Source organism: Bacillus sp. AL-1R (assembly GCF_052180195.1).
Taxonomy (GTDB): Bacteria; Bacillota; Bacilli; order Bacillales; family Bacillaceae_G; genus Gottfriedia.
In genome coordinates this window covers 3,180,704-3,200,541 of record NZ_CP197469.1, presented here as the reverse complement: position 1 = coordinate 3,200,541, position 19,838 = coordinate 3,180,704, and the positions used below count along the sequence as shown (strand labels likewise).

Annotated in this window: 16 protein-coding genes and 1 pseudogene; 13 read left to right on the top strand and 4 right to left on the bottom strand. The window is 34.0% G+C overall.

Going from position 1 to position 19,838, the window contains the following annotated elements; all coding sequences use genetic code 11:
• Positions 1-399: 399 nt before the first annotated feature.
• The 3 genes and pseudogenes from ftsZ to ACSBO6_RS15355 all read left to right on the top strand — a co-directional run.
• A pseudogene (gene ftsZ, locus ACSBO6_RS15365) lies at positions 400-1,383 on the top strand (cell division protein FtsZ); the annotation flags it as partial.
• 559 nt (positions 1,384-1,942) lie between these two features.
• Positions 1,943-2,092: a hypothetical protein gene (locus ACSBO6_RS15360; RefSeq protein ID WP_098843965.1), complete on the top strand. Its 150-nt coding sequence runs from the start codon at positions 1,943-1,945 to the stop codon at positions 2,090-2,092.
• 971 nt (positions 2,093-3,063) lie between these two features.
• Positions 3,064-3,534, top strand: coding sequence for a hypothetical protein (locus ACSBO6_RS15355; protein WP_098843963.1), 471 nt, complete (start codon positions 3,064-3,066; stop codon positions 3,532-3,534).
• Positions 3,535-4,089: 555 nt separating this feature from the next.
• Here the strand turns inward: ACSBO6_RS15355 and ACSBO6_RS15350 are convergent.
• The gene (locus ACSBO6_RS15350) at positions 4,090-5,028 is read right to left on the bottom strand and encodes a patatin-like phospholipase family protein (protein ID WP_098844008.1); all 939 of its coding nucleotides are present in this window, start codon (positions 5,026-5,028) and stop codon (positions 4,090-4,092) included.
• Positions 5,029-5,334: 306 nt separating this feature from the next.
• Here ACSBO6_RS15350 and ACSBO6_RS15345 point away from each other — a divergent pair, with 306 nt between their 5' ends.
• From ACSBO6_RS15345 to ACSBO6_RS15325, 5 genes are all read left to right on the top strand, one after another.
• Positions 5,335-5,535, top strand: coding sequence for an alpha/beta-type small acid-soluble spore protein (locus ACSBO6_RS15345; RefSeq protein ID WP_098843962.1), 201 nt, complete (start codon positions 5,335-5,337; stop codon positions 5,533-5,535).
• A 290-nt stretch (positions 5,536-5,825) separates the two neighbouring features.
• Complete coding sequence (locus ACSBO6_RS15340; protein WP_286138232.1) at positions 5,826-6,257, top strand: AbrB/MazE/SpoVT family DNA-binding domain-containing protein; 432 nt, start codon at positions 5,826-5,828, stop codon at positions 6,255-6,257.
• 485 nt (positions 6,258-6,742) lie between these two features.
• Positions 6,743-7,699: a RelA/SpoT-related domain-containing protein gene (locus tag ACSBO6_RS15335; RefSeq protein WP_180232783.1), complete on the top strand. Its 957-nt coding sequence runs from the start codon at positions 6,743-6,745 to the stop codon at positions 7,697-7,699.
• Between the two features lie 185 nt (positions 7,700-7,884).
• The gene (locus ACSBO6_RS15330; RefSeq protein WP_180232781.1) at positions 7,885-8,628 is read left to right on the top strand and encodes an AlbA family DNA-binding domain-containing protein; all 744 of its coding nucleotides are present in this window, start codon (positions 7,885-7,887) and stop codon (positions 8,626-8,628) included.
• Between the two features lie 197 nt (positions 8,629-8,825).
• Complete coding sequence (locus ACSBO6_RS15325) at positions 8,826-9,359, top strand: hypothetical protein (RefSeq protein WP_498843639.1); 534 nt, start codon at positions 8,826-8,828, stop codon at positions 9,357-9,359.
• Positions 9,360-9,534: 175 nt separating this feature from the next.
• Here ACSBO6_RS15325 and ACSBO6_RS15320 read toward each other — a convergent pair whose 3' ends face one another.
• A complete protein-coding gene (locus ACSBO6_RS15320; RefSeq protein ID WP_498843638.1) occupies positions 9,535-9,672 on the bottom strand; it encodes a hypothetical protein in 138 nt (45 codons plus the stop codon).
• Positions 9,673-9,717: 45 nt separating this feature from the next.
• Between ACSBO6_RS15320 and ACSBO6_RS15315 the strand changes: the two genes are divergently transcribed.
• Positions 9,718-13,476 carry a S8 family serine peptidase gene (locus ACSBO6_RS15315; protein ID WP_498843637.1) on the top strand — a complete coding sequence of 1,253 codons (3,759 nt, stop codon included), beginning with the start codon at positions 9,718-9,720 and terminating at the stop codon, positions 13,474-13,476.
• 107 nt (positions 13,477-13,583) lie between these two features.
• On the opposite strand, the gene ACSBO6_RS15310 is transcribed toward ACSBO6_RS15315, so the two are convergent.
• Entirely contained in the window at positions 13,584-13,766 is a 183-nt protein-coding gene (locus ACSBO6_RS15310; protein WP_098843957.1) for a hypothetical protein, read from the bottom strand.
• Between the two features lie 479 nt (positions 13,767-14,245).
• On the opposite strand from ACSBO6_RS15310, the gene ACSBO6_RS15305 reads away from it, so the two are divergent.
• From ACSBO6_RS15305 to ACSBO6_RS15290, 4 genes are read left to right on the top strand one after another with little or no spacing between them, the layout of a single operon-like run.
• On the top strand, positions 14,246-14,836 hold the full coding sequence (locus ACSBO6_RS15305; protein ID WP_098843956.1) for a TetR/AcrR family transcriptional regulator: 591 nt from the start codon (positions 14,246-14,248) through the stop codon (positions 14,834-14,836).
• A 45-nt stretch (positions 14,837-14,881) separates the two neighbouring features.
• Positions 14,882-16,201: a purine-cytosine permease family protein gene (locus tag ACSBO6_RS15300; protein ID WP_098843955.1), complete on the top strand. Its 1,320-nt coding sequence runs from the start codon at positions 14,882-14,884 to the stop codon at positions 16,199-16,201.
• A gap of 29 nt (positions 16,202-16,230) precedes the next feature.
• Positions 16,231-17,325 (top strand): S-methyl thiohydantoin desulfurase family protein, encoded by a 1,095-nt coding sequence (locus ACSBO6_RS15295; protein WP_098843954.1) that lies wholly within the window; start codon positions 16,231-16,233, stop codon positions 17,323-17,325.
• Positions 17,325-18,905: a hydantoinase/oxoprolinase N-terminal domain-containing protein gene (locus ACSBO6_RS15290; protein ID WP_498843636.1), complete on the top strand. Its 1,581-nt coding sequence runs from the start codon at positions 17,325-17,327 to the stop codon at positions 18,903-18,905. Before ACSBO6_RS15295 ends, ACSBO6_RS15290 begins: the two co-directional genes overlap by 1 nt.
• Positions 18,906-19,253: 348 nt before the next feature.
• Here the strand turns inward: ACSBO6_RS15290 and ACSBO6_RS15285 are convergent, their stop codons facing one another.
• Positions 19,254-19,796 (bottom strand): DUF1003 domain-containing protein, encoded by a 543-nt coding sequence (locus tag ACSBO6_RS15285; RefSeq protein ID WP_098843952.1) that lies wholly within the window; start codon positions 19,794-19,796, stop codon positions 19,254-19,256.
• Positions 19,797-19,838 lie beyond the last annotated feature (42 nt).

The following is a 19,838-nucleotide window of genomic DNA, read 5'->3' as shown; positions in this document are numbered from 1 at the left end:
TATAGTGGAAAAATTGTGAACGGTATCACATTTTATCGTATTTTGGGTAATGATTTCTTTGAAACGATATAGATTCTTAAAGGATTCAACCAAAAAGGAAAGAATTATATATTTGTACATACTTTTCTAACGTTTGTTACGAAGTTGATAGAGATATTACATTAAGATGTTAAAATAAATGTTTTAGTTAAAGGTATATTAAGGGAAAATTATCAAAAAGATAATAAGTAGTTTTCTTGTATAGTAGTGTTAGGGGAATTAGGACGATTCTATGTCTTTAAGTGAATTGGATAATTCTAATCTACTAATACGTACATAAAAAGATAAATCTTAGAATGAAAATAATGGTTCTTTGAAAAACGTGAAATTATGTAATCGGTATGACGAGGAGGAATAATCATGTTTGAATTTGAAAATATAGAACAGTTTGCAAGAATAAAAGTTATTGGAGTTGGTGGTGGAGGAAATAACGCCGTTAATCGAATGATTGAAGATGGAGTAGAGGGCGTTGAATTCATTGCTTTTAATACCGATGCGCAAGCGCTAAAACAATCAAAAGCTGAAATAACAATGCAAATTGGTGCAACGTTGACGCGTGGTTTAGGAGCAGGTGCAAATCCTGAAATTGGAAAAAGAGCTGTAGAAGAAAGTAAATCGCAAATTGAGGAAGTACTACAAGGAGCGGACATGGTATTCGTTACAGCTGGAATGGGCGGCGGAACAGGAACTGGGGCAGCACCTGAAGTTGCGAAAATTGCTCGTAAGCTTGGTGCTTTAACGATTGGAGTTGTAACTCGCCCTTTTAAATTTGAAGGGAAAAAGCGTGCAACAAATGCTGAAGGTGGAATTAAGGAACTTAGAGAAGCAGTTGACACATTAATTATCATTCCAAACGATCGTTTATTAGAGCTAGTTGACAAAAAAACACCGATGCTTGAAGCGTTCCGTGAAGCGGATAATGTACTTCGACAAGGGGTTCAAGGGATTTCCGACTTGATCGCAGTTCCAGGATTAATCAATCTAGACTTTGCTGATGTTAAAACAGTCATGTCTCATAAAGGGACAGCCCTTATGGGAATCGGTATTGCAAAAGGTAAAGACCGCGCTACGATCGCTGCTCAGAAAGCATTAAATTCTCCGTTACTTGAAACTTCTATTAATGGAGCGCATGGTGTCATTATGAATATTACAGGCGGACGTAACTTAAGTCTGTTTGAAGTACAAGAAGCTGCAGATATCGTTGCTTCTGCATCGCATGAAGAATTAAATATGATTTTCGGTTCAGTAATCGACGAAAACTTAAAAGATGAAATTATTGTAACGGTAATTGCTACAGGTTTTGCGGATAAAGAGGAGAAAATGGTAAGAACTCCTTCTAGACCAATAGAAGAAGCACCTAGCTTATACAATAGAGAGCAACGTTTCCAACAAGAACAGAGATATCGCGTAGACCAACAGCAAGACTACGCTCGCTATAATGATCATCAAGAAACCGGTCGATACACGGAACAGCCAAATTATGGCCGTTACAATGAACAAAAAGAGCATAATCGCTATAATGAGCAACAAGATTTCACTCGATACAATGAACAAAATGATTATGGACGATATAATGAACAGCAGGATTATAACCGTTACCAAGAACGACAAGATCATAATCGTTTCCCAGAACAAAAAGAGCATAATCGTTTCACAGAACAACAAGATTACGGACGTTACAATGAGCAACAAGAATATGGCCGCTTCAATGAGAAGGAAGATTCAACTTCATATATACCGGCATTCTTACGTAATCGAAAAAATAGAAATAGATAGATATGTAAAAGGGACATGAGTATGGATGCTCATGTCTTTTTTGATTATAAGGTTTACTTTCGTAAATAAGGTATATTATATTTGTTGAATAGGTTCTTTTTTAAGACAAGAAAAGTAGGTGAACAAAGTGGGAAAATATCAACTGGATACTAAAGGTCAGCAAGCTGTGGCAAAGTTTCATGAAAAACAGACGCCTGCCAAATTTGATAAAAAGCAGCAACTTGAAAAATTGCGTGCGGAGTATTTGAAAAAGAAACAAAAACAAACAGATAAATAATATGAATGAAAACATAGGAAGTCTAAAATCTCCCTATGTTTTTCTATTTATATGAATCAAAAAATCTTAGCTCACGATGAATCGTACTAATAATGAAATGGATTTATGATCGTAAATCCTTCCATTCCATTTTCACTCCGAATTACCATTTATTTTTGAACCATCTTTATTTCTTTTTTTCTTCCAGTCTAAAAATATTAATAAAAATGGACCTGTACAAAAAAATAATAACTGTAACAAAAAAACATACAATTTATACTTACGAAATTCGGGTCCAAATATAATCAATACCGTAAACATTATGTAGGAAAATATAATTAAGATATTTCTTGCTAATTTCATAATATACCTCCTGTTTCAAATTGGTTGTTATTACGACACTAAAATTAATAGCACTAGTTATTTAAATATTTGTCAAATTTTATAGGATAGGTGACACTCCCTCACCATTTCACGTAGAAGTTAAATTTAAATTAAAATTTTATAACTATCTCTTAACTTTTTTAGTAAACGTTTACGAAACTATCTTAACATTTAAAAAGTTAGATACACTAAAATTCATTGTCTTTATTGTGAACTTTTTTTCATTTTTTGGACATTAGGATTTAACGCTATATGGAATTATGAAAAAGTAACAAACTATGATTCTATTAACAAGTCTTCTTCTAATATTTTTTGAAAACAACTAAGTTCTTTTATACGTAAAAATTTGTAAAGTTTTACTAAAACATTCACAAAAATTCCACTGAATTCATTCTTCAGATTACTATAATTAAGATATTAATATAGATGTAAAGAGGTGATAGTTTTTGTAGATAAAAAGTTATTTTTGAATCAATCAAAAAAATTTAGAAGGGGATTCAAGTGATTGTTAATCTTCTTTATGGTCAAGAGATGGATAGTTGCAATTTAATTAACAATTTTTTTCTAAAACAAGAAAAACAAGCCGTAAAAGATAAGGAGTGTTACTTATGAAAAAACTTTTAATTTCAACTTTAGCAACTGCTATTACACTTAGCTCAGCAAGTGCATCATTTGCAGAGTCCACTGCTACAAGTGACACCATTCAAATTACACCTATTGAACAAGAAATATCTCCTAAATCTAGTCGAAGTGTTGCTATTGAAACAGGTGGAACACAATATAGTTATGTTGGAACTGCCTATGGAAAAATACAAAACCAATCAGGAGTGGATTTTTCTATACAAATTGCTTCAGTCGCATCCATATCACTAGGAGTATATTTTGCTCCAGCAGGATTCGCAGGTGTTGCTGCTACTCCTATATCATTTCTTTCAAAATCCAGACCTATTCTTTATACAAAAGATATTATGCAAGTAAGATATACTGGAAAAACCAGAGTAATTCGCCATAATGTTTATGTTTATTCAGATTCTAGTAGGATAAAATTGATAAAATCCTATTGGCAAGAAACGATATAAATAAAAAATAAAGTTAATAGAGGATGTCCAATAAGTTTTAATAATCCCCATAAAGTAGACAGTTAAATGAAGGGTGCTGTACTGTCTATTAAATAGGGGATTTTTTATGAGGAAAATTAGAAATTATTAAAACTTTTTTGGCTCTCAGAAGTCTAATATATAGAACATCGAGATGGAGGGATTGACATTCAGGATCATAGTATAGTGAAAAAGGCTATCAAAGGAGATGAGCAAGCATTTCTGTCAATTATGCATGAGCATAAATTGTCATTAACTCATTAGTTGAATCAATTTTTGATGCTAATGGCAAAGAAGTTGAAACTAGTGCAGAATCAACTGAATATCATGATGGTGGTAAGCAAATAGTAGGAATAACAATTTCTACTAAAGATTACGTTAATCCATTAAAGCTTAAGTTGTCATTTTATCCTTCTTATATTCAAGGAGATGCTAAAATAAGGGTTAAATGAATTAACCTTACGAACCTGAAGTAGACAAAACAAAAAAGCGCAATCTTTTCTATGAATAGCTAGAAAAGATTGCGTTTTTTAGCTACTACAGACTATGCACTTTATGACAGTTCGGTACAGGTGGATAGTTATGTTTATACTTTTCAAAATCCCAAGTTCCTAGAAACTTTTTTGCGGCTTGGTATCCATTTGTGAAAAGTGCTTCTTTTTCTTTTTTAGTTAAATAGAAATCAGTGCTTGATATTTCACCAGTTGGGATTTTTATTGTTCGTTCATTCACTTCTGTAGTAAGATGTCGAATGTCGTGTGCTTGTCTCATCGTTATAAATATTGATTTGTAAAATGAGATTGGGTTATGAGCATCCAGCGGCTTTGCATTAATTTCTTCATCAATTAAGCGAAAACCAAAAGTCGGCCATTCTTTATGGTCATCGAAAATCCAAATTGGAAAATTACTTAAAATTCCACCATCAACAATTAATATTGGATAATTATAATTAGGAGTTTTAAGTTTAATTGGTTGAAAGAAAAAGGGTATTGTACCACTCATTCTTACTGCTTGTGCAATGGTTATATCTTTTGCTGACAAGCCGTAATCAGGTAAATCATCAGGTAAAACGACCATTTTTCCATTACTAATATCAGAAATAATGATTTTCAATTTTCCTTCTTCTAAATCATCGAAATAGCGAATGCCTTTTTTTGATAATAAAGACTCTAACCATTCTTCTTCAAAGTCATTTTTATATAACCCATTTTTAAATAAGATATTTAATCCCAATCCGATTAAAGGAATATAGTGCAACCATGTTTTTGTAATAAAATTTTTATAATCTAGACGATCCATAATTTCCTTTAATTCTTTACCTGTATAACCACATGCTAGAAGAGTAGCAACAATAGCTCCAGCAGAAGTACCTGCCAAACGTGCCCATTCATAACCTTCTTCTTCTAAAGCACAAATAGCTCCAACATGTCCGATTCCTCGAACTCCTCCTCCTTCAAAGATACCATCTACTCTTATTTTGATACACCTACCTTTCAAAAAAATGAATTATATCAATATAATATATGGAGGTTCTCCTTAAGTGTGAATAGCATTGGTTAATTCATATTTATCAATTAATTATTTTTTTGGGAAATAATATGACAATTATTGCAGTATGATTTAACGTTGTCTAGAAAAACTTTATTTGCTATAAAATTGCGGATGAATTATGAAAAAAGTTATAGAAATATTTATATGATGAATATTTTAAATTCAATATGAAATACTAACAGCAATCTGATAGTTCATATCAGAAAATTTTATTATAAGGGGCTACATATCATGGCAAACAGATCTTCAAATCAATATGTTTCACCAAATGCTGAATCTGCAATCGAACAGATGAAGTATGAAATTGCAACAGAATTTGGAGTACACTTAGGTCCAGATTCAACGTCTCGTGCAAATGGTTCAGTAGGTGGAGAGATTACTAAACGTTTAGTTCAAATGGCTGAACAAAGTCTCGGTGGTTATTCAAGATAAAAGATTAATTTTAAGAGATGAGTTTTTCTAGGTAATTCGTTACCATTTGATTAACTCATCTCTTTTTTGATTTATTTCCATAATTTACTAAAACAAATTGAGTAAATATAATGTTAATTTAGAAGTATGAAAAAAATTTTTATAATTTGTATTAATATATTTAAAAATGAGTCGATATAAGTAGAGAGAAAATTAAAATAATTTGGTATTATTAAATTAAACTCAATGTAGATATAGAGAGAATTATATTGAGTATATAAAGATATTGAAATACATGGGGAGTTGCAAGTATGAAATCAACTGGAATTATTAGAAAACTAGACGATCTTGGAAGAATTGTTCTACCGAAAGAACTAAGAAATACAATGAATTTAGAGAACAATGCTCCATTTGAAATTCATTTTGAAGAAGGTATGATTATTCTTACAAAATATGATGAAAATTCCGGTCTAAGTGGAATTGTTAGAAAACTAGATGACTTAGGAAGAATTGTTTTACCAAAGGAATTAAGAAAAATGTTAAATCTAAATAAATATGAACCATTTGAAGTATTTATTGAGGAACAAAGGATTATCCTTAAACAATATGTTTCTAATAATGCTTGTATGGTAACAGGAGTTATTGATGAAAATAATTTCTCATTTGATAGTGGAAAGATTGTAGTAAGTAAAAGCGGAGCAGAAATACTGATTAAGGAATTGCAAGAATACATAGCTAAATAATAATCTCTAAAAAGTGCTCACTATTTTTTCAAAGTAGAAGAGCACTTTTTTATTTATAAAAGTTTGTCATTTGTATCATAAAATAAAAAATTTCATTAAAGTTATTAACGATTTACAACAAATTTGTTGAAACCTTCTAAAATACACCATGATAATAAGACGCTACATAAAATAATAATTTCCATTTTTTACATCTCCTCTTTGTTCTATTTTTTAACTTTTTTTAGGCGATAATTGTTCTTTTTTTTAAGATTGTATGTTCTGTTCTGTTTGAATGATTTTATTATACACGAACACCCATTCTTATGGAAGTAGTTTTTTTGAAAAAAATGGATTTTTTACGAACGTATAATCAGGTCGTTTGTTCGTGTTTTGAGGGGTGCCTCACAAATATATATTTTGAATAGATTAAAGTGCTGAAAAAGTATGTTTCTTCCTAAAATATGGTAGGATATGGTTATGGAAAAGTTAGAAGGAGAAAACGCATGGGCCTTATAAAGAATCAGAAGTACTTCTTTGAAAAATATAAAATTGATGAACAGGATTTTGAAAAGTACTGTTTAGACTGGTCAAAATATATAGAAATTTATAATGAATACATTTCAGAAATACCGAATCTTGAAACGGTAGCTACCTTTATTTCGGAAATACTCCGTAAAAATCCTGAAATTCATACTGTGAAATCGCGAATAAAATATCCTGACCATTTAATAGAAAAGATTATTCGAAAGACGATTAAAGGTAAAAAATCAGACTCATCATATGAAATAAATGTTTCGAATTATAAAACAGAAATCACGGATCTAATTGGAATAAGAGCATTACATTTGTATAAATACCAAGCTGCAGATATAGACAAAACAATTAGACAAAATTGGAATCTACATGAAAAAGCGACTATTTATCATCGCCTCGGTGATATGACAAGCGAACAGCATATTGAAGAGGAAAAGTTTCAGTTTTTAGTTCATGATGCCGGATATCGATCATGGCATTATGTCATTAAATCGCAAATGACAAAAGTAAATTATTTAGCTGAAATTCAAGTGAGAACAATATTTGAAGAAGGCTGGAGCGAAATTGATCATCAACTAAGGTATCCTTATGATTTAGATAATGAGATTTTAAATGAACAGCTTTTAATCTTAAATAGGCTTTCTGGTGGGGCTGACGAATTGGTCAATTCAATTCTTCATACAAAGATGACAATCTATCAACAAAACGAAGAAAAAGAATTTCGTGATGAAAGGATTCAGGAATTATTAGATGAAATTTCTAGTTTGTCAGGGGATGGAAAATTAACTGATGGGGATAAGAAGTCGTTAGAAGAGAAAATTAAGCAATTAGAAGTTAAAAAGATTAAAGTAAATTATAGTAATCTTTTTAATAATCGCTCAGTTGAATATCACTTTAAACGAAGAATATTTCCTAGCGACTTTTAGATAATTGTTAAAAGAGGCCAAGGCATTATGCTTTGGCTTTTTTTGCAAATTAAGAAAGGATAAATTTGTAGTTTTTTACCAGAAAAATTTCTGCGATTTTTTAGGTGCCATTTCTTTTTTCCTAACATTATATGTAATAACAAGATCTAGTTTAGATTATAAAAAATATGAAACTAGGTGGAATTATGGTTAAAAGGCCGATTTATAAGCAGGAATTTCTAAATACATTTAATTATGCAGACAAGAATTTTGATATTGCTTCTCTTAAAAATCTGATTGAACAATCTTTTGGCGAAAATAATGCATTGGATTTTAAAGAAACTTTCGTTAGAGAAGACCAAATTGCAAAATTAATAATTGCAATGGCGAATTCTGGTGGAGGGTCAATTATTTTTGGCGTAAATGATGATAATCACCCAGTCGGAATTCTGAAAGAAGAGTTAAAGGATCCAACCGATTTTCAAAGAAAATTAAATGGCTATTTACCTTCTATTCTAACTTATCATCTCCAACAAATTGATTACGACGAGAATGAAATGTATGGATATTTTAGTGGTAAAACCTTCTTCATCATCTATATCCCCGAGCAAAATCGATATATCCCATTTATTGCTAAAAGAGGCTCCGATAAATTATTTACAGATAAAATTTATATTCGAAAAAATACTTCAAACGAAACAGCCACAAACGATGACTTAGAAATAATTTTTAGAAAAAGACTCATTGAACAGTATGAGGACTTATCAAATATGAGTCTAAATGAGCATATGGAACAATTGAAGATCCTGTATCGAATAGCTGCAATTAGCGGTGATACAAATAAAAATCAAAAAAGCCAAAAAGATGATTTTAGTGAATTTATTGCTAGAATGATTGAGAAGAAAAAGCGGAAGATTGAAATTGTTTTGGAGGTCAGTAATATTGAGTGATTGGTTTGAAGCGGGAATAAAATTCAGAAATTATAGGAATGAGGATAAAATCTGGAATATCAGTTTATCTTTCATTCTTTTTTATTTTAATTAGCAAGGCTTCTCTATTGCTTTTTTCATATAAATTACATAATTTGTTACTCTCCTAGAAGATATTTCTTTTATACTAATTAGTAGACTTAGAATGTGGAGGTATTATGCCATTGACTCTATTTTTATTGCTCGTTTTTATTGTAGTTTGTACCATTCTATTTAAAAGAGATAAAGTATCCTTCATGCTTGATGATCATAATAAACTTGTTTTTAAATTGCAAAGTGCTAGTTGGTTTCAAAATCATTTGATGTCAGGAATTTTCTTGTTTATTATGAATGCAATGCTGTTTTTTACTACTTGTCTAGTCCTTTATTTTTATCTATTAACGGATCTACAAATCCCATATCTCCATTTGCTGGTAATGGTTTTGGCTGTCTTTGCAAGTTTCTTTTTATGGATAATCGTCAGTAAAGCATGGCAAGGTACGAATGTAAACCGGATTAAAATGAGTATCATAGGAAGTAGTTTTTATGTTTTTTTATCAATTTTGTTTCTATATTGGAGATTAACTCTAGAAGCTTATCCAGGTGAAGATTTGTTTATGCGGGATTTGGGATTAATGCTAGGATTAATAGTCTCTATCGTTGCATTTCTTTCTTGTTTAATCACTACAGGATTTGGCTATAAAAGAAAGTAGTTCGCTAGAAAGCAAAGCATTTATAGGTATTTTATTCTAGTTTTTCTATTTTTCTAGTATTTATTGATAGGTTTATCTAACTAGAAAGGATTTTGAAAAGAAAACAACTATCCATTTATTTCGTGAAAAAAGGTGGGTTAATATCATTCAAAAATAATTGAAAAATTTGTCGGTTTTAATAAAAAGTTGATAAATCAGGGCTTGAATAACCCAATTGACCGATGATTGAATATTCTTTATATTTTGATAATGTAGAGTGCTTTTTTAAAGTGGTTTGAATATGAACGATTAAAATCGATTTTAATAGATTCATATGAGAAGTCGCTTTTTTTATTTTATCAGAATAGGGGAGTGTAAGATGACAGGAAAGCCTAGGTTAAATAAGTATGTTACTGCGATGATGACGACAGCTCTTATTGCTGTTCCAACTTTTCAAGCGTTAGCTGCTGGGACAGGCAATAATGTTTCAAATTTAACAAATAGTAATGCTGTAGAAACGAATCTTCAAGGGATTAACACAAAAGCAAGTACAGGGAAGCATGTGATTACTCTTATTACAGGTGATGTAGTTACTGTTACAGAGTTTGCGGATGGACAAAGTGTGATCAGTGTCGAGCCAGCGGATAAAGCTGATGGTGGTTCGCATATCATGACTGTGAATAAGGATACATATGTTATTCCAAAACAAGCGATGCCTTATTTAGCTTCTGGTACTTTAGATCGAGATTTATTCAATATCACTGCACTAATTGCAGATGGATATGATGATGCTTCTCAAAAGACATTACCTGTAATCGTACAATATTCAGAGTCAAAAACTCGCTCAAGCGTGAAACCGGCATTAAAAGCTTCAACGAAAACACATGAACTTGAAAGTATTAATGGTGCTGCGCTTTCTGCAGATAAGAAGGATACAAAAGAGTTTTGGCAAGATGTTAAGAAAAATATAAAATCTGCAGATTCTACAAAATCTACAAAGTCATTCGTTACACCTGGAATAGAAAAAATTTGGTTAGATGGACGTGTTAAAGCAACGCTTGAGCAAAGTGTTCCACAAATTGGGGCACCTACTGCTTGGAATGCTGGTTACAACGGAAGTGGCGTAAAAGTAGCAGTTCTTGACACTGGAATCGATGCTGAACATCCAGATGTAGCTGGTCAAATAAAAGAAACAAAAAGCTTTGTTCCTGGTGAAGATGTACGTGACTACCATGCACACGGTACCCATGTTGCATCTACTGTACTCGGAACGGGGGCAGCATCAGATGGAAAATATAAAGGTGTAGCTCCAGGAGCAAGTCTATTAGTAGGAAAAGTGTTAAGTAATGATGGTTTTGGACTTGATTCGTGGATTATTGATGGGATGGAATGGGCTGCACATAATGCCAAAATTGTAAGCATGAGTTTAGGAAGCGATGAGTCAAGTGATGGCACAGATCCGATGGCACAAGCAGTTAATAATTTAAGTGAAGAGACTGGCTCGCTGTTCGTTATTGCGGCTGGTAATACAGGGGGGGAAGGAATCGGTTCTCCTGGGTCAGCGGATGCGGCACTTACAGTTGGTGCAGTTGACAAATCAGATTATCTTGCTTACTTCTCATCAAAAGGACCACGTTTTGGTAGTGAAGGATTAAAGCCTGATCTGACAGCACCAGGTGTAAATATTACAGCCGCACGTTCTCAATATTCAACGCAAGGTAGCGGTTCTTATCTTTCGATGAGTGGTACGTCGATGGCTACGCCGCATGTAGCCGGAGCGGCTGCAATCCTTTCACAACGCCATCCTGATTGGACAGGCGCACAGCTGAAAGATGCATTAATGAGTACAACTAAAAAATTAGATGATATTAAGCCGTTAGAAGGTGGAACTGGACGACTTGATGTTGTAGCAGCAACTCTTGGAGATTTGCGTGCGACTGGTTCACTTGATTTTGGTTTCTATGCTTGGCCACATGAAAATGATGGATTGAAAGAGAAAACAATTACGTACACTAACGACAGTGATCAGCCTGTGACGTTAGATCTATCAGCGAAAATTACTGATAATAATGATGCAGATGCACCTGCAGGTTTATTTAAACTTTCATCGAACAAGGTAACTGTACCAGCAAAAGGTAGTGCAAAAGTTACTGTTACACTTGATCCAAACGTTGGTGCTAATGGCCAACGCTATCAAGGTCAGATTTCTGCAAATATTGATGGGAAAACAGTTGTGCATACTGCATTAGCGATGATTAAAGAAGAGGAAAGATATCCATTAACGCTAAAAGCAATTGGACGAGACGGTAATCCTACTTTAGCGTATATCAATCTACTCGGTCCAGATGGTATTCCTGAATTTATTGCTGTTAACGGTACAACAGAATTGCGTCTAAAGCCAGGAACTTATTCTGCAGTGTCAATGATGGATGTCGATACAGATACTGACCACGCTGGTGTTGCACTTGTAGGAAATCCTGAAATTAATTTAAATGGTCCACAAACTGTTACATTGGATGCACGTAAAGCCAATGAGATTACAGCAAACGTACCAAATAAAACAGAAGCAAGTTTTAGAAAAATGGAATATTACCGTGAAATTGATGGCAACAATGTTAGTGACATCTATGTGATGCCGGTTACAGTTGATAAGATGTATGCTGAGCCAATTAAGAACGTGAAAAATGGAAAATTTGCATTTAATACTCGTTGGAGATTGATGGAACCATTCATGACAATTAATTTCAAAGGCACCGAATTAGATGATATCCCACAAGCTGGAAGCACATTACTAGATGGAAAATACAAACTAGACGCAGTTTATGTAGGTAAAGGTGCGCAAGCAGATTATAAAGGATTAAATGTTAAAGGTAAGGCGGTTATCGTTGATCGAAGTGATGAAGTAACTGGTATGGAACGCTCAGCAGCAGCATATGCAGCAGGTGCAAAACTAGTTATTACTGTAAATGATGGACCAGAAGAGATTAGTGAATATGTTGGAATTGAAAATGAAGATTGGTCACTTTCAGATTCTCCAATCGCAGTTGTAGCGATCAGTCAAACAGAAGGTGAAAAACTGATTGAAGCTGCGAAGTCCAATAAGGCAAAACTTGACGTAAAAGGTACTCCTAATACGAAATACGTTTATGATCTTGTTGACAACCATGAAAATGGAATTCCAAAAGACTTAACGTATTCACCTAAAGCAAGCGAGCTTGTAAAAATTAATGCTGAATATAAATCAGACCAGCCTCAAGCAGGTGGTGAATTCCGTTGGGATATTCCATCATACCGACCAAATGGCGTAGGTTTCCAATTTAAATTAAATCTACCATCAGTTCGAACTGAATGGGTTTCTGCACAAAAAGGCACTTCTTGGTATCATCAAGCTAGTATGCTAGATGCTGCTTGGGAAGTACGCCAACCAAAAGCAACATACAAACCAGGACAAACATTAGATGAAGAGTGGTTCTCACCAATTGCTCGTCCTCGTTTAGGTGATGGTTTCTGGAAACCTTATCGTACAGGAAACAACTTAGTCATCAACATTCCTGCATGGGCTGATTCTGGAGTAGGAAGCACAGGTTCAGAAACTAATTATCCAGGTTCACAAACAATAAAACTTTACCAAGGATCAAAACTAGTAAAAGAAGCGCAAGGACAAGCAATCTACTCATTTAACGAATACCCAACTGCAAATACGCAGTATAAAGTAGTGACTGATGCATGGCGCGATCCACAACGCTTCGATAATTCTGTAAAAACACATACAGAGTTTACATTCTGGTCTAAAGAGCAAGAAGATAAAACAGAACTTCCATTAATCTCACTTGATTACAATGTAGAAACTGACATGAATGGTAATGCAAAATCAGGTCATTGGATCGATCTAGAAATGAAAGCAATCCAAGTAGCTGGTGCACCAGGAAACGGTAAAATGAAAGGTGCAACATTAGAAGTTTCATATGATGAAGGCAAGTCTTGGGAACTAGTCGATTTAACTCGTGAAAAAGACGGCTGGAAAGCTAGAATTGAAAACCGTAAAAAGGCAACTTCTGTTTCATTAAGAGCAAGTGCTTGGGATGATGCAGGTAATAGTATTAATCAAGATATTATTAAAGCTTTTGGATTGAAGTAAAAGAATGATGGGGCACCTTCCTTTTGGGAGGTGCCTCTTAATTTATAAATAACAATTTGACTTAAAAACAGAAAAGGCACCTTCCATTTGAAGGCACCTTTTAATGATTAACTATTTTGATCTGCTTTTTCAGCTTCCAATAATTCTTGCATGAATTTAAGATTATATGTATGGCTTTCTTTCAATCTGCTATGTCTTGTCAGTTTGATTAAGTTTTGATAGTGAGCGATTTCTTCCTCTAGTGATGAAATGACATTTGCACGATATTCTTTTAATTCTTGTTCGTTCATTTTGCATTCCTCCTATAATAGGGATTTAATAATTTAAGTATATCACTAATATGGCAAAATAAATCAAATTTCATTGTGAAAGAAGTAGGATTACACAAAATTTACAATAAAATAGTTTGAAGAATCAACTCATAGGTACGAAAGAAGAAGCGAGTTTCTTAATTAGAAACAAACTATTAAATATGCCCTGTGATTTTTTTTTATTTAATTAAAATATTTTCTGAAAAATCATTGTATTCTGTGTTTTGAGGTGATAATATAGCTACAATATATTTTTTAGTGAATGGAGGGATTCAAAAAATAGTAAAAGTGGGGGTCATATTTTTTTTAGCTCGTTACCTTACATGTGTTAGGTAGGTTAGAAAAAGTATTATTTTTTTACCTATTTACCTAACGAGTGTAAGGTAGGTTTTATAATTTTTTTTAGCTCATTACCTAACAAATATTAGTTAGGTAAATTAGGGGGATTTGTATAAAGGATGATTATTAAAACAAAATCAACAAAAGAAAATATTAAAGAAGCAGCAACAAAGTTATTCGCAAAAAAAGGATATTCTGGAATGACACTTAGAGAAATTGCAAATGAAGTTGGAATTAAGGCACCTTCTGTATATGCTTTTTTTGAAGGTAAGGATGATATTTTTCTAGCTGTATATAAGGAAACGTTAGATGGTCATTTATCAATCGTAGAGTCGCAGTTTAAAAGTAATCAGTCTACTAAAGTTCAACTCTATTCTATTTTAAAATCAGCTATTGATTTTCAATATAAAGAGGATCTTAAAGCTAAAATTTTAGTACGTCTGATGACATCTCCACCAGAGTTCATTAAAGAAGATATTATGAATCGATTTGGCACAATGGAGCAAAATGAGTATAAAATTCTTGCTGAAATTTTTAGACTAGGGATTGAGAAAGGGGAAATTAGGGATAGTGATTGCCATGCGTTAGCATTGTCGTTCCAATGCATAATGGACGGGTTATTTTGGCAAATGCATCGACATAGTGAAGAAGAGATTTATACAAGATTGGATCTAACATTTAATCAGTTTTGGAATGGTATTTCTAAATAAATAAAGGTTTATTAACTGATGAAAAATAATTGGGAGGTCAGATTAATGGGAACTAAGTCAAATATTGGAGATGATTATTCACTATCTAGGGTTCCGCAATCGGCTAGACTACCGATGTGGGATATTATGCTTGTGCGTGTTGGTGCTTTGGCAACATTATCTCAGTTTATGCTGGGTGCTTCATTAGGTTATGGCATGACTTTTTGGCAGGCATTTTGGGCGACGATGTTTGGAAGTATTTTGTTGCAAATTGTAAGTTTTCTATTAGGTTATGCAGGGGCTCGTGAAGGTCTTTCTACTAGTCTATTATCCCGTTGGACTGGGTTTGGTAGATATGGTTCCAGTATTATTGGCTTTGTTGTTTCCATATGTTGTATTGGTTGGTTTGGCGTACAGAACTCTGTTTTTGCAAATGGTTTAGTCGAGGCAACTAATGGTAAATTGATTCTTCCTGTTGCTGCTGCGATTACTGGAATAGGCGTAACTATTTTAGTTATTTTTGGATTTAAACTATTAAGCCTAACAGCAAAAATTGCAGTTCCTGCTTTTCTGATTGTAGTAGGATTCGGGGTTTATAAAGTTCTTAGTGATCATTCGATTATTAGTTTAATAGGAACTCCGCCTCCAGGTCAGTCACTTTCAATTGGAGTTGGTGCAACAATGGTTGCCGGAGGTTTTATGATTGGTGCTGTTATTACACCAGACTTTAGTCGATTTGCCAGAAATGGTAAAGATGTTTTTTGGATGACTACAATTGGTACTCTTGTGGGTGAATTAGGTGTTAGTATGATCGCCGTATTGATGTCACACGCGGCAAAAACGAATGATGTTGTGAGTATTATGCTACAAACATCTGGTTGGATTGGCGCAGCAGTTGTTGTTTTCTCTACTGTAAAAATCAATAACTTGAACTTATATTCTTCTTCTCTAGGATTTACGAATATCATCGATACGATTTTTAAAGTTAAAGTGAATCGTGGAATCGTAACACTTGTAATTGGATTAATCGGTTCATTATTATCCATTCTAGGTATTCTTGACCGTTTTGTAGATTTTCTAGTTTTCCTTGGTGTCATGATTCCACCAATTGCGGGAATTATGGTCATTGATTACTTTGTATTAAAAACATATCGAAAAGCGTTGGATGAAAGTAAGGAGAAGGGAACTTTACCGGCTGAACCAGAAAAGATTAATCCAGTGACATTAATTGCATGGGCAGCAGGATTTGCAGCTGGTTATTTTGTTAAATTTGGTATTCCATCAATTAACTCACTTGTATTAAGTGGAATTGTTTATTACTTCGGTGTTTTAATTTTAAAGGCAATTAAAAATAAGCAATTAGTGGATGAAAAAATTACCGTATAAGATTTCTGAATATTGGAGGTATTCTAAAAATGAGAAAAATAGGGAAACAGGAAATTGAAGATATTGCTGTAGGTGCTGCTTTACTAGGTACAGGAGGAGGGGGAGACCCTTACATAGGTAAACTAATGGCTTTACAAGCGATTGAAGAATATGGAGAAATTACTTTATTAGATGTAGATGAAGTGCCGGATGATGCATTAATTGTTCCATCAGCGATGATGGGTGCTCCAACTGTATTGCTTGAAAAAGTTCCAAGTGGTGAAGAGATGTTTAGTGCATTTCAAAACCTAGAGTCGTATTTAGGAAAGAAAATTTATGCAACGATGCCAATCGAGGCTGGTGGTCTGAATTCGATGATTCCTCTTGCTCTTGCAGCAAAGCTAGGTTTACCTGTTGTTGATGTAGACGGCATGGGAAGGGCTTTTCCAGAATTACAAATGGTTACATTTTACTTAGACAACATTTCAGCAACACCAATGGTTCTTGCCGATGAGAAAGGGAATAATTCTGTCCTATCAACCATTAACAATCTTTGGACTGAACGGATTGCCCGTGCAGCAACAATTGAAATGGGTGGTTCTGTCATGACTGCCATTTACCCGATGACAGGAAAAAATTTAAAAGATAGCGGAATCTGTAATATTCTTCAATTCGAAGAAGAGTTAGGAAAAGCGATCAGACTTGCAAAAGAAAACAATGCAGATCCAGTTAAAGAAGCATTAAAATGTGCGAAGGGCTTTGAACTATTCCATGGAAAAGTAACAGATATTAACAGAAAAACTGAAAGTGGATTTGCAAAAGGGATCGCAACATTTGAGGGCATTAATGAATATAAAGGAGAAACATTAGAAGTTCGTTTCCAAAATGAACACTTACTAGCACAAACAGATCAGCGTTTACTTTGTGTCACACCGGATTTAATTGCTGTACTTGATGCAGAAACAGGACTTCCAATTACTACAGAAGGTATTCGATATGGTGCAAGATGCGTGGTAGTCGGAATCCCATGTCATCCAAAATGGAGAACAGAAAAAGGAATTGAAACAGTAGGACCAAAATACTTTGGCTACGATGTTGACTATATTCCAGTAGAAGAACTTGTTAAAAAAGGAGTGACATTATAATGAGTACATATAGAATTGGTATTGACGTTGGTGGAACGCATACTGATGCAGTTCTTTTAGGTGAAAATAATCAAGTAGTGTCTGAAACGAAAACACCTACAACAGAGGATGTTGCGACAGGAATTTATACAGCATTGAAGAAAATTATTGGCGATGCGAATGTACCAAGAGAACAAATTAAATATGCAATGCTAGGAACTACACATTGTACAAATGCAATTGTTGAGAGAAAGAGATTAAATAAAATAGCAGCCATTAGAATCGGAGCTCCAGCCACATTAGCGGTGAAACCTCTAGTCGGTGTACCTGATGATCTTCGTGAAGCGCTTGGAAAATATGTCTATTTAGTGCGCGGTGGTCACGAATTTGATGGAAGAGAGATTGTTTCTTTAGATGAAGCACATTTATACCAAATTGCAAATGAAATCGAAGGGAAAGTTGATTCGGTAGCGATTACTTCTGTATTTTCACCAGTTTCGAAGGAGCATGAAGAAAGAGCAAGTGAAATTATGAAGGAAATTCTAGGTGATGAAGTAGCGATTTCACTTTCATCAGAAATCGGTTCAGTAGGTTTACTAGAAAGAGAGAATGCTACGATTATCAATGCTGCAGTTGTGAATGTTGCAAAAACAGCGGCTGATGGATTCATTAATGCCTTAAAAAACGAAGGAATTGAAGCAAAAGTTTTTTTCGGACAAAATGATGGTACATTAATGTCTGTAGATTATGCCGTGAAATATCCTATTTTTACAATCGCTTGCGGTCCAACAAACTCTTTACGTGGAGCATCATACTTAACTAAAAGTTCAGATGCGATCGTAGTCGACGTAGGCGGCACAACTTCAGATGTTGGCGTTTTAATTCAATCATTCCCACGTGAATCCTCCCTTGCAGTAGAAATTGGTGGAGCGCGAACAAACTTCCGTATGCCCGACCTAATTTCAATTGGACTTGGTGGAGGAACGATTGTTCGTATCAGGGATAATGGAGAATTCACAATAGGACCTGATAGCGTAGGGTATCGCCTACCAGAAAAGAGCTTGATTTTCGGTGGAGATACATTAACGACGACAGACGTAGCAGTTGCCCTTGGGAAAGTCGAGCTAGGTGATGCATCAAAGGTAGCTCATCTAGATAAAAATTTATTAAATAAAGTTTATGTGAAAATGGTTGAGTTAGTTGAAGAAGCAATTGACAAGATGAAAACAAGTGCAGAAGATGTGCCAGTAATTCTAGTCGGTGGCGGTAGCATTCTTCTTCCTGAAGATTTAAAAGGAGCATCAGAAGTTATTCGTCCACAACATTCAGGAGTGGCCAACGCAATTGGTGCAGCTATTTCTCAAGTAAGCGGTCAAGTAGAACGAATTTATAAATTAGTAGAATTAACCCGTGATCAAGCATTGGAAATGGCAAAGGATGAGGCTAAACAAGAAGCAATTAAAGCGGGTGCTGATCCTACTAATCTTGTAATTGTTGATATTGAAGATGTACCATTGGCTTATTTGCCTGGTAATGCGACTCGTGTAAGAGTAAAGGCTGCTGGGGATTTGGCGCAGGTTGAAGTTAATGAATTAGTTTAAGTTTGAGGCACTTCCATTTTGGAGGTGCTTTTTTTGCGTGTTGAAAATATTGGAGTGAGAGTGAACTTTATTGAAAACCAGCTGTGAAAGGTACAGATAGCGCTATAGAGAGTTTGTACTACAAAAAGAAAGCCCATCTGTGCAAATAAGAGGTGAACTGCAAATATATTAAAAAAGTTCTCATACCAGTTATGGTATTATTCGACTCATTTATCCATTGGAAATTTCACTTATATATTAATGAAACCAATTTTGCCATTAAAAAATCCCCTCCATAGGACAGAACAATCTTTTTTGACTGTCTCCTAAAAGGGGATACACACTATTTCTTTAATCTCTTTAATCTCTTTAATTTCTTTGCTTAAGTAAATCTTTAATCTCTGCTAATTGTTTTTCTATATTGTTTAGACGATTTTGCATGTCATCAATCTCTTGTTCGGCTTTGTAATTGATTGCGAAATCGATAACGGATTCGTGCTTATCACGTACTGCTTGACGGTTTTGACTCATCATAATGACTGGTGCTTGAAATGCGGCAATAAAAGATAGACATAAGTTCAACAAGATAAAAGGAGCTGAGTCAAAATGAAAGGCTTTCGTGAATGATAAGCTATTCCAAATCATCCAGGCTGCGAGTATACCACTAAACCATATAATAAATTTCCAACTGCCACCAAATTGCGCAATTTTATCTGCGATTCGATCAGACCATTTTGTTTTTTGAGTGTAATCACTATCTAAATGATGTAGAATCTCTGACTCATATCGATCCACTAAACGGTCAATTCGTGATAAATTTTCTTGGTTTAAATCAATATCAAACCCTTGAATTTTTTTTGGTTTCTCTACTTGTTTTTTAATATAAATTTGCTTCCAAATGTTGTGTACCACGTTTTTAAACCTCCTCTTTTCTAGAGGAAGCCTTCAAAAGCT

Bases quoted from the DNA above. Each gene is read 5' to 3' on its own strand.
- ACSBO6_RS15355 (WP_098843963.1), top strand. From the start codon at position 3,064: ATGAAAAAACTTTTAATTTCAACTTTAGCAACTGCTATTACACTTAGC.
- ACSBO6_RS15345 (WP_098843962.1), top strand. From the start codon at position 5,335: ATGGCAAACAGATCTTCAAATCAATATGTTTCACCAAATGCTGAATCT.
- ACSBO6_RS15340 (WP_286138232.1), top strand. From the start codon at position 5,826: ATGAAATCAACTGGAATTATTAGAAAACTAGACGATCTTGGAAGAATT.
- ACSBO6_RS15335 (WP_180232783.1), top strand. From the start codon at position 6,743: ATGGGCCTTATAAAGAATCAGAAGTACTTCTTTGAAAAATATAAAATT.
- ACSBO6_RS15330 (WP_180232781.1), top strand. From the start codon at position 7,885: ATGGTTAAAAGGCCGATTTATAAGCAGGAATTTCTAAATACATTTAAT.
- ACSBO6_RS15325 (WP_498843639.1), top strand. From the start codon at position 8,826: ATGCCATTGACTCTATTTTTATTGCTCGTTTTTATTGTAGTTTGTACC.
- ACSBO6_RS15320 (WP_498843638.1), bottom strand. From the start codon at position 9,672: ATGAATCTATTAAAATCGATTTTAATCGTTCATATTCAAACCACTTTA.
- ACSBO6_RS15315 (WP_498843637.1), top strand. From the start codon at position 9,718: ATGACAGGAAAGCCTAGGTTAAATAAGTATGTTACTGCGATGATGACG.
- ACSBO6_RS15310 (WP_098843957.1), bottom strand. From the start codon at position 13,766: ATGAACGAACAAGAATTAAAAGAATATCGTGCAAATGTCATTTCATCA.
- ACSBO6_RS15305 (WP_098843956.1), top strand. From the start codon at position 14,246: ATGATTATTAAAACAAAATCAACAAAAGAAAATATTAAAGAAGCAGCA.
- ACSBO6_RS15300 (WP_098843955.1), top strand. From the start codon at position 14,882: ATGGGAACTAAGTCAAATATTGGAGATGATTATTCACTATCTAGGGTT.
- ACSBO6_RS15295 (WP_098843954.1), top strand. From the start codon at position 16,231: ATGAGAAAAATAGGGAAACAGGAAATTGAAGATATTGCTGTAGGTGCT.
- ACSBO6_RS15290 (WP_498843636.1), top strand. From the start codon at position 17,325: ATGAGTACATATAGAATTGGTATTGACGTTGGTGGAACGCATACTGAT.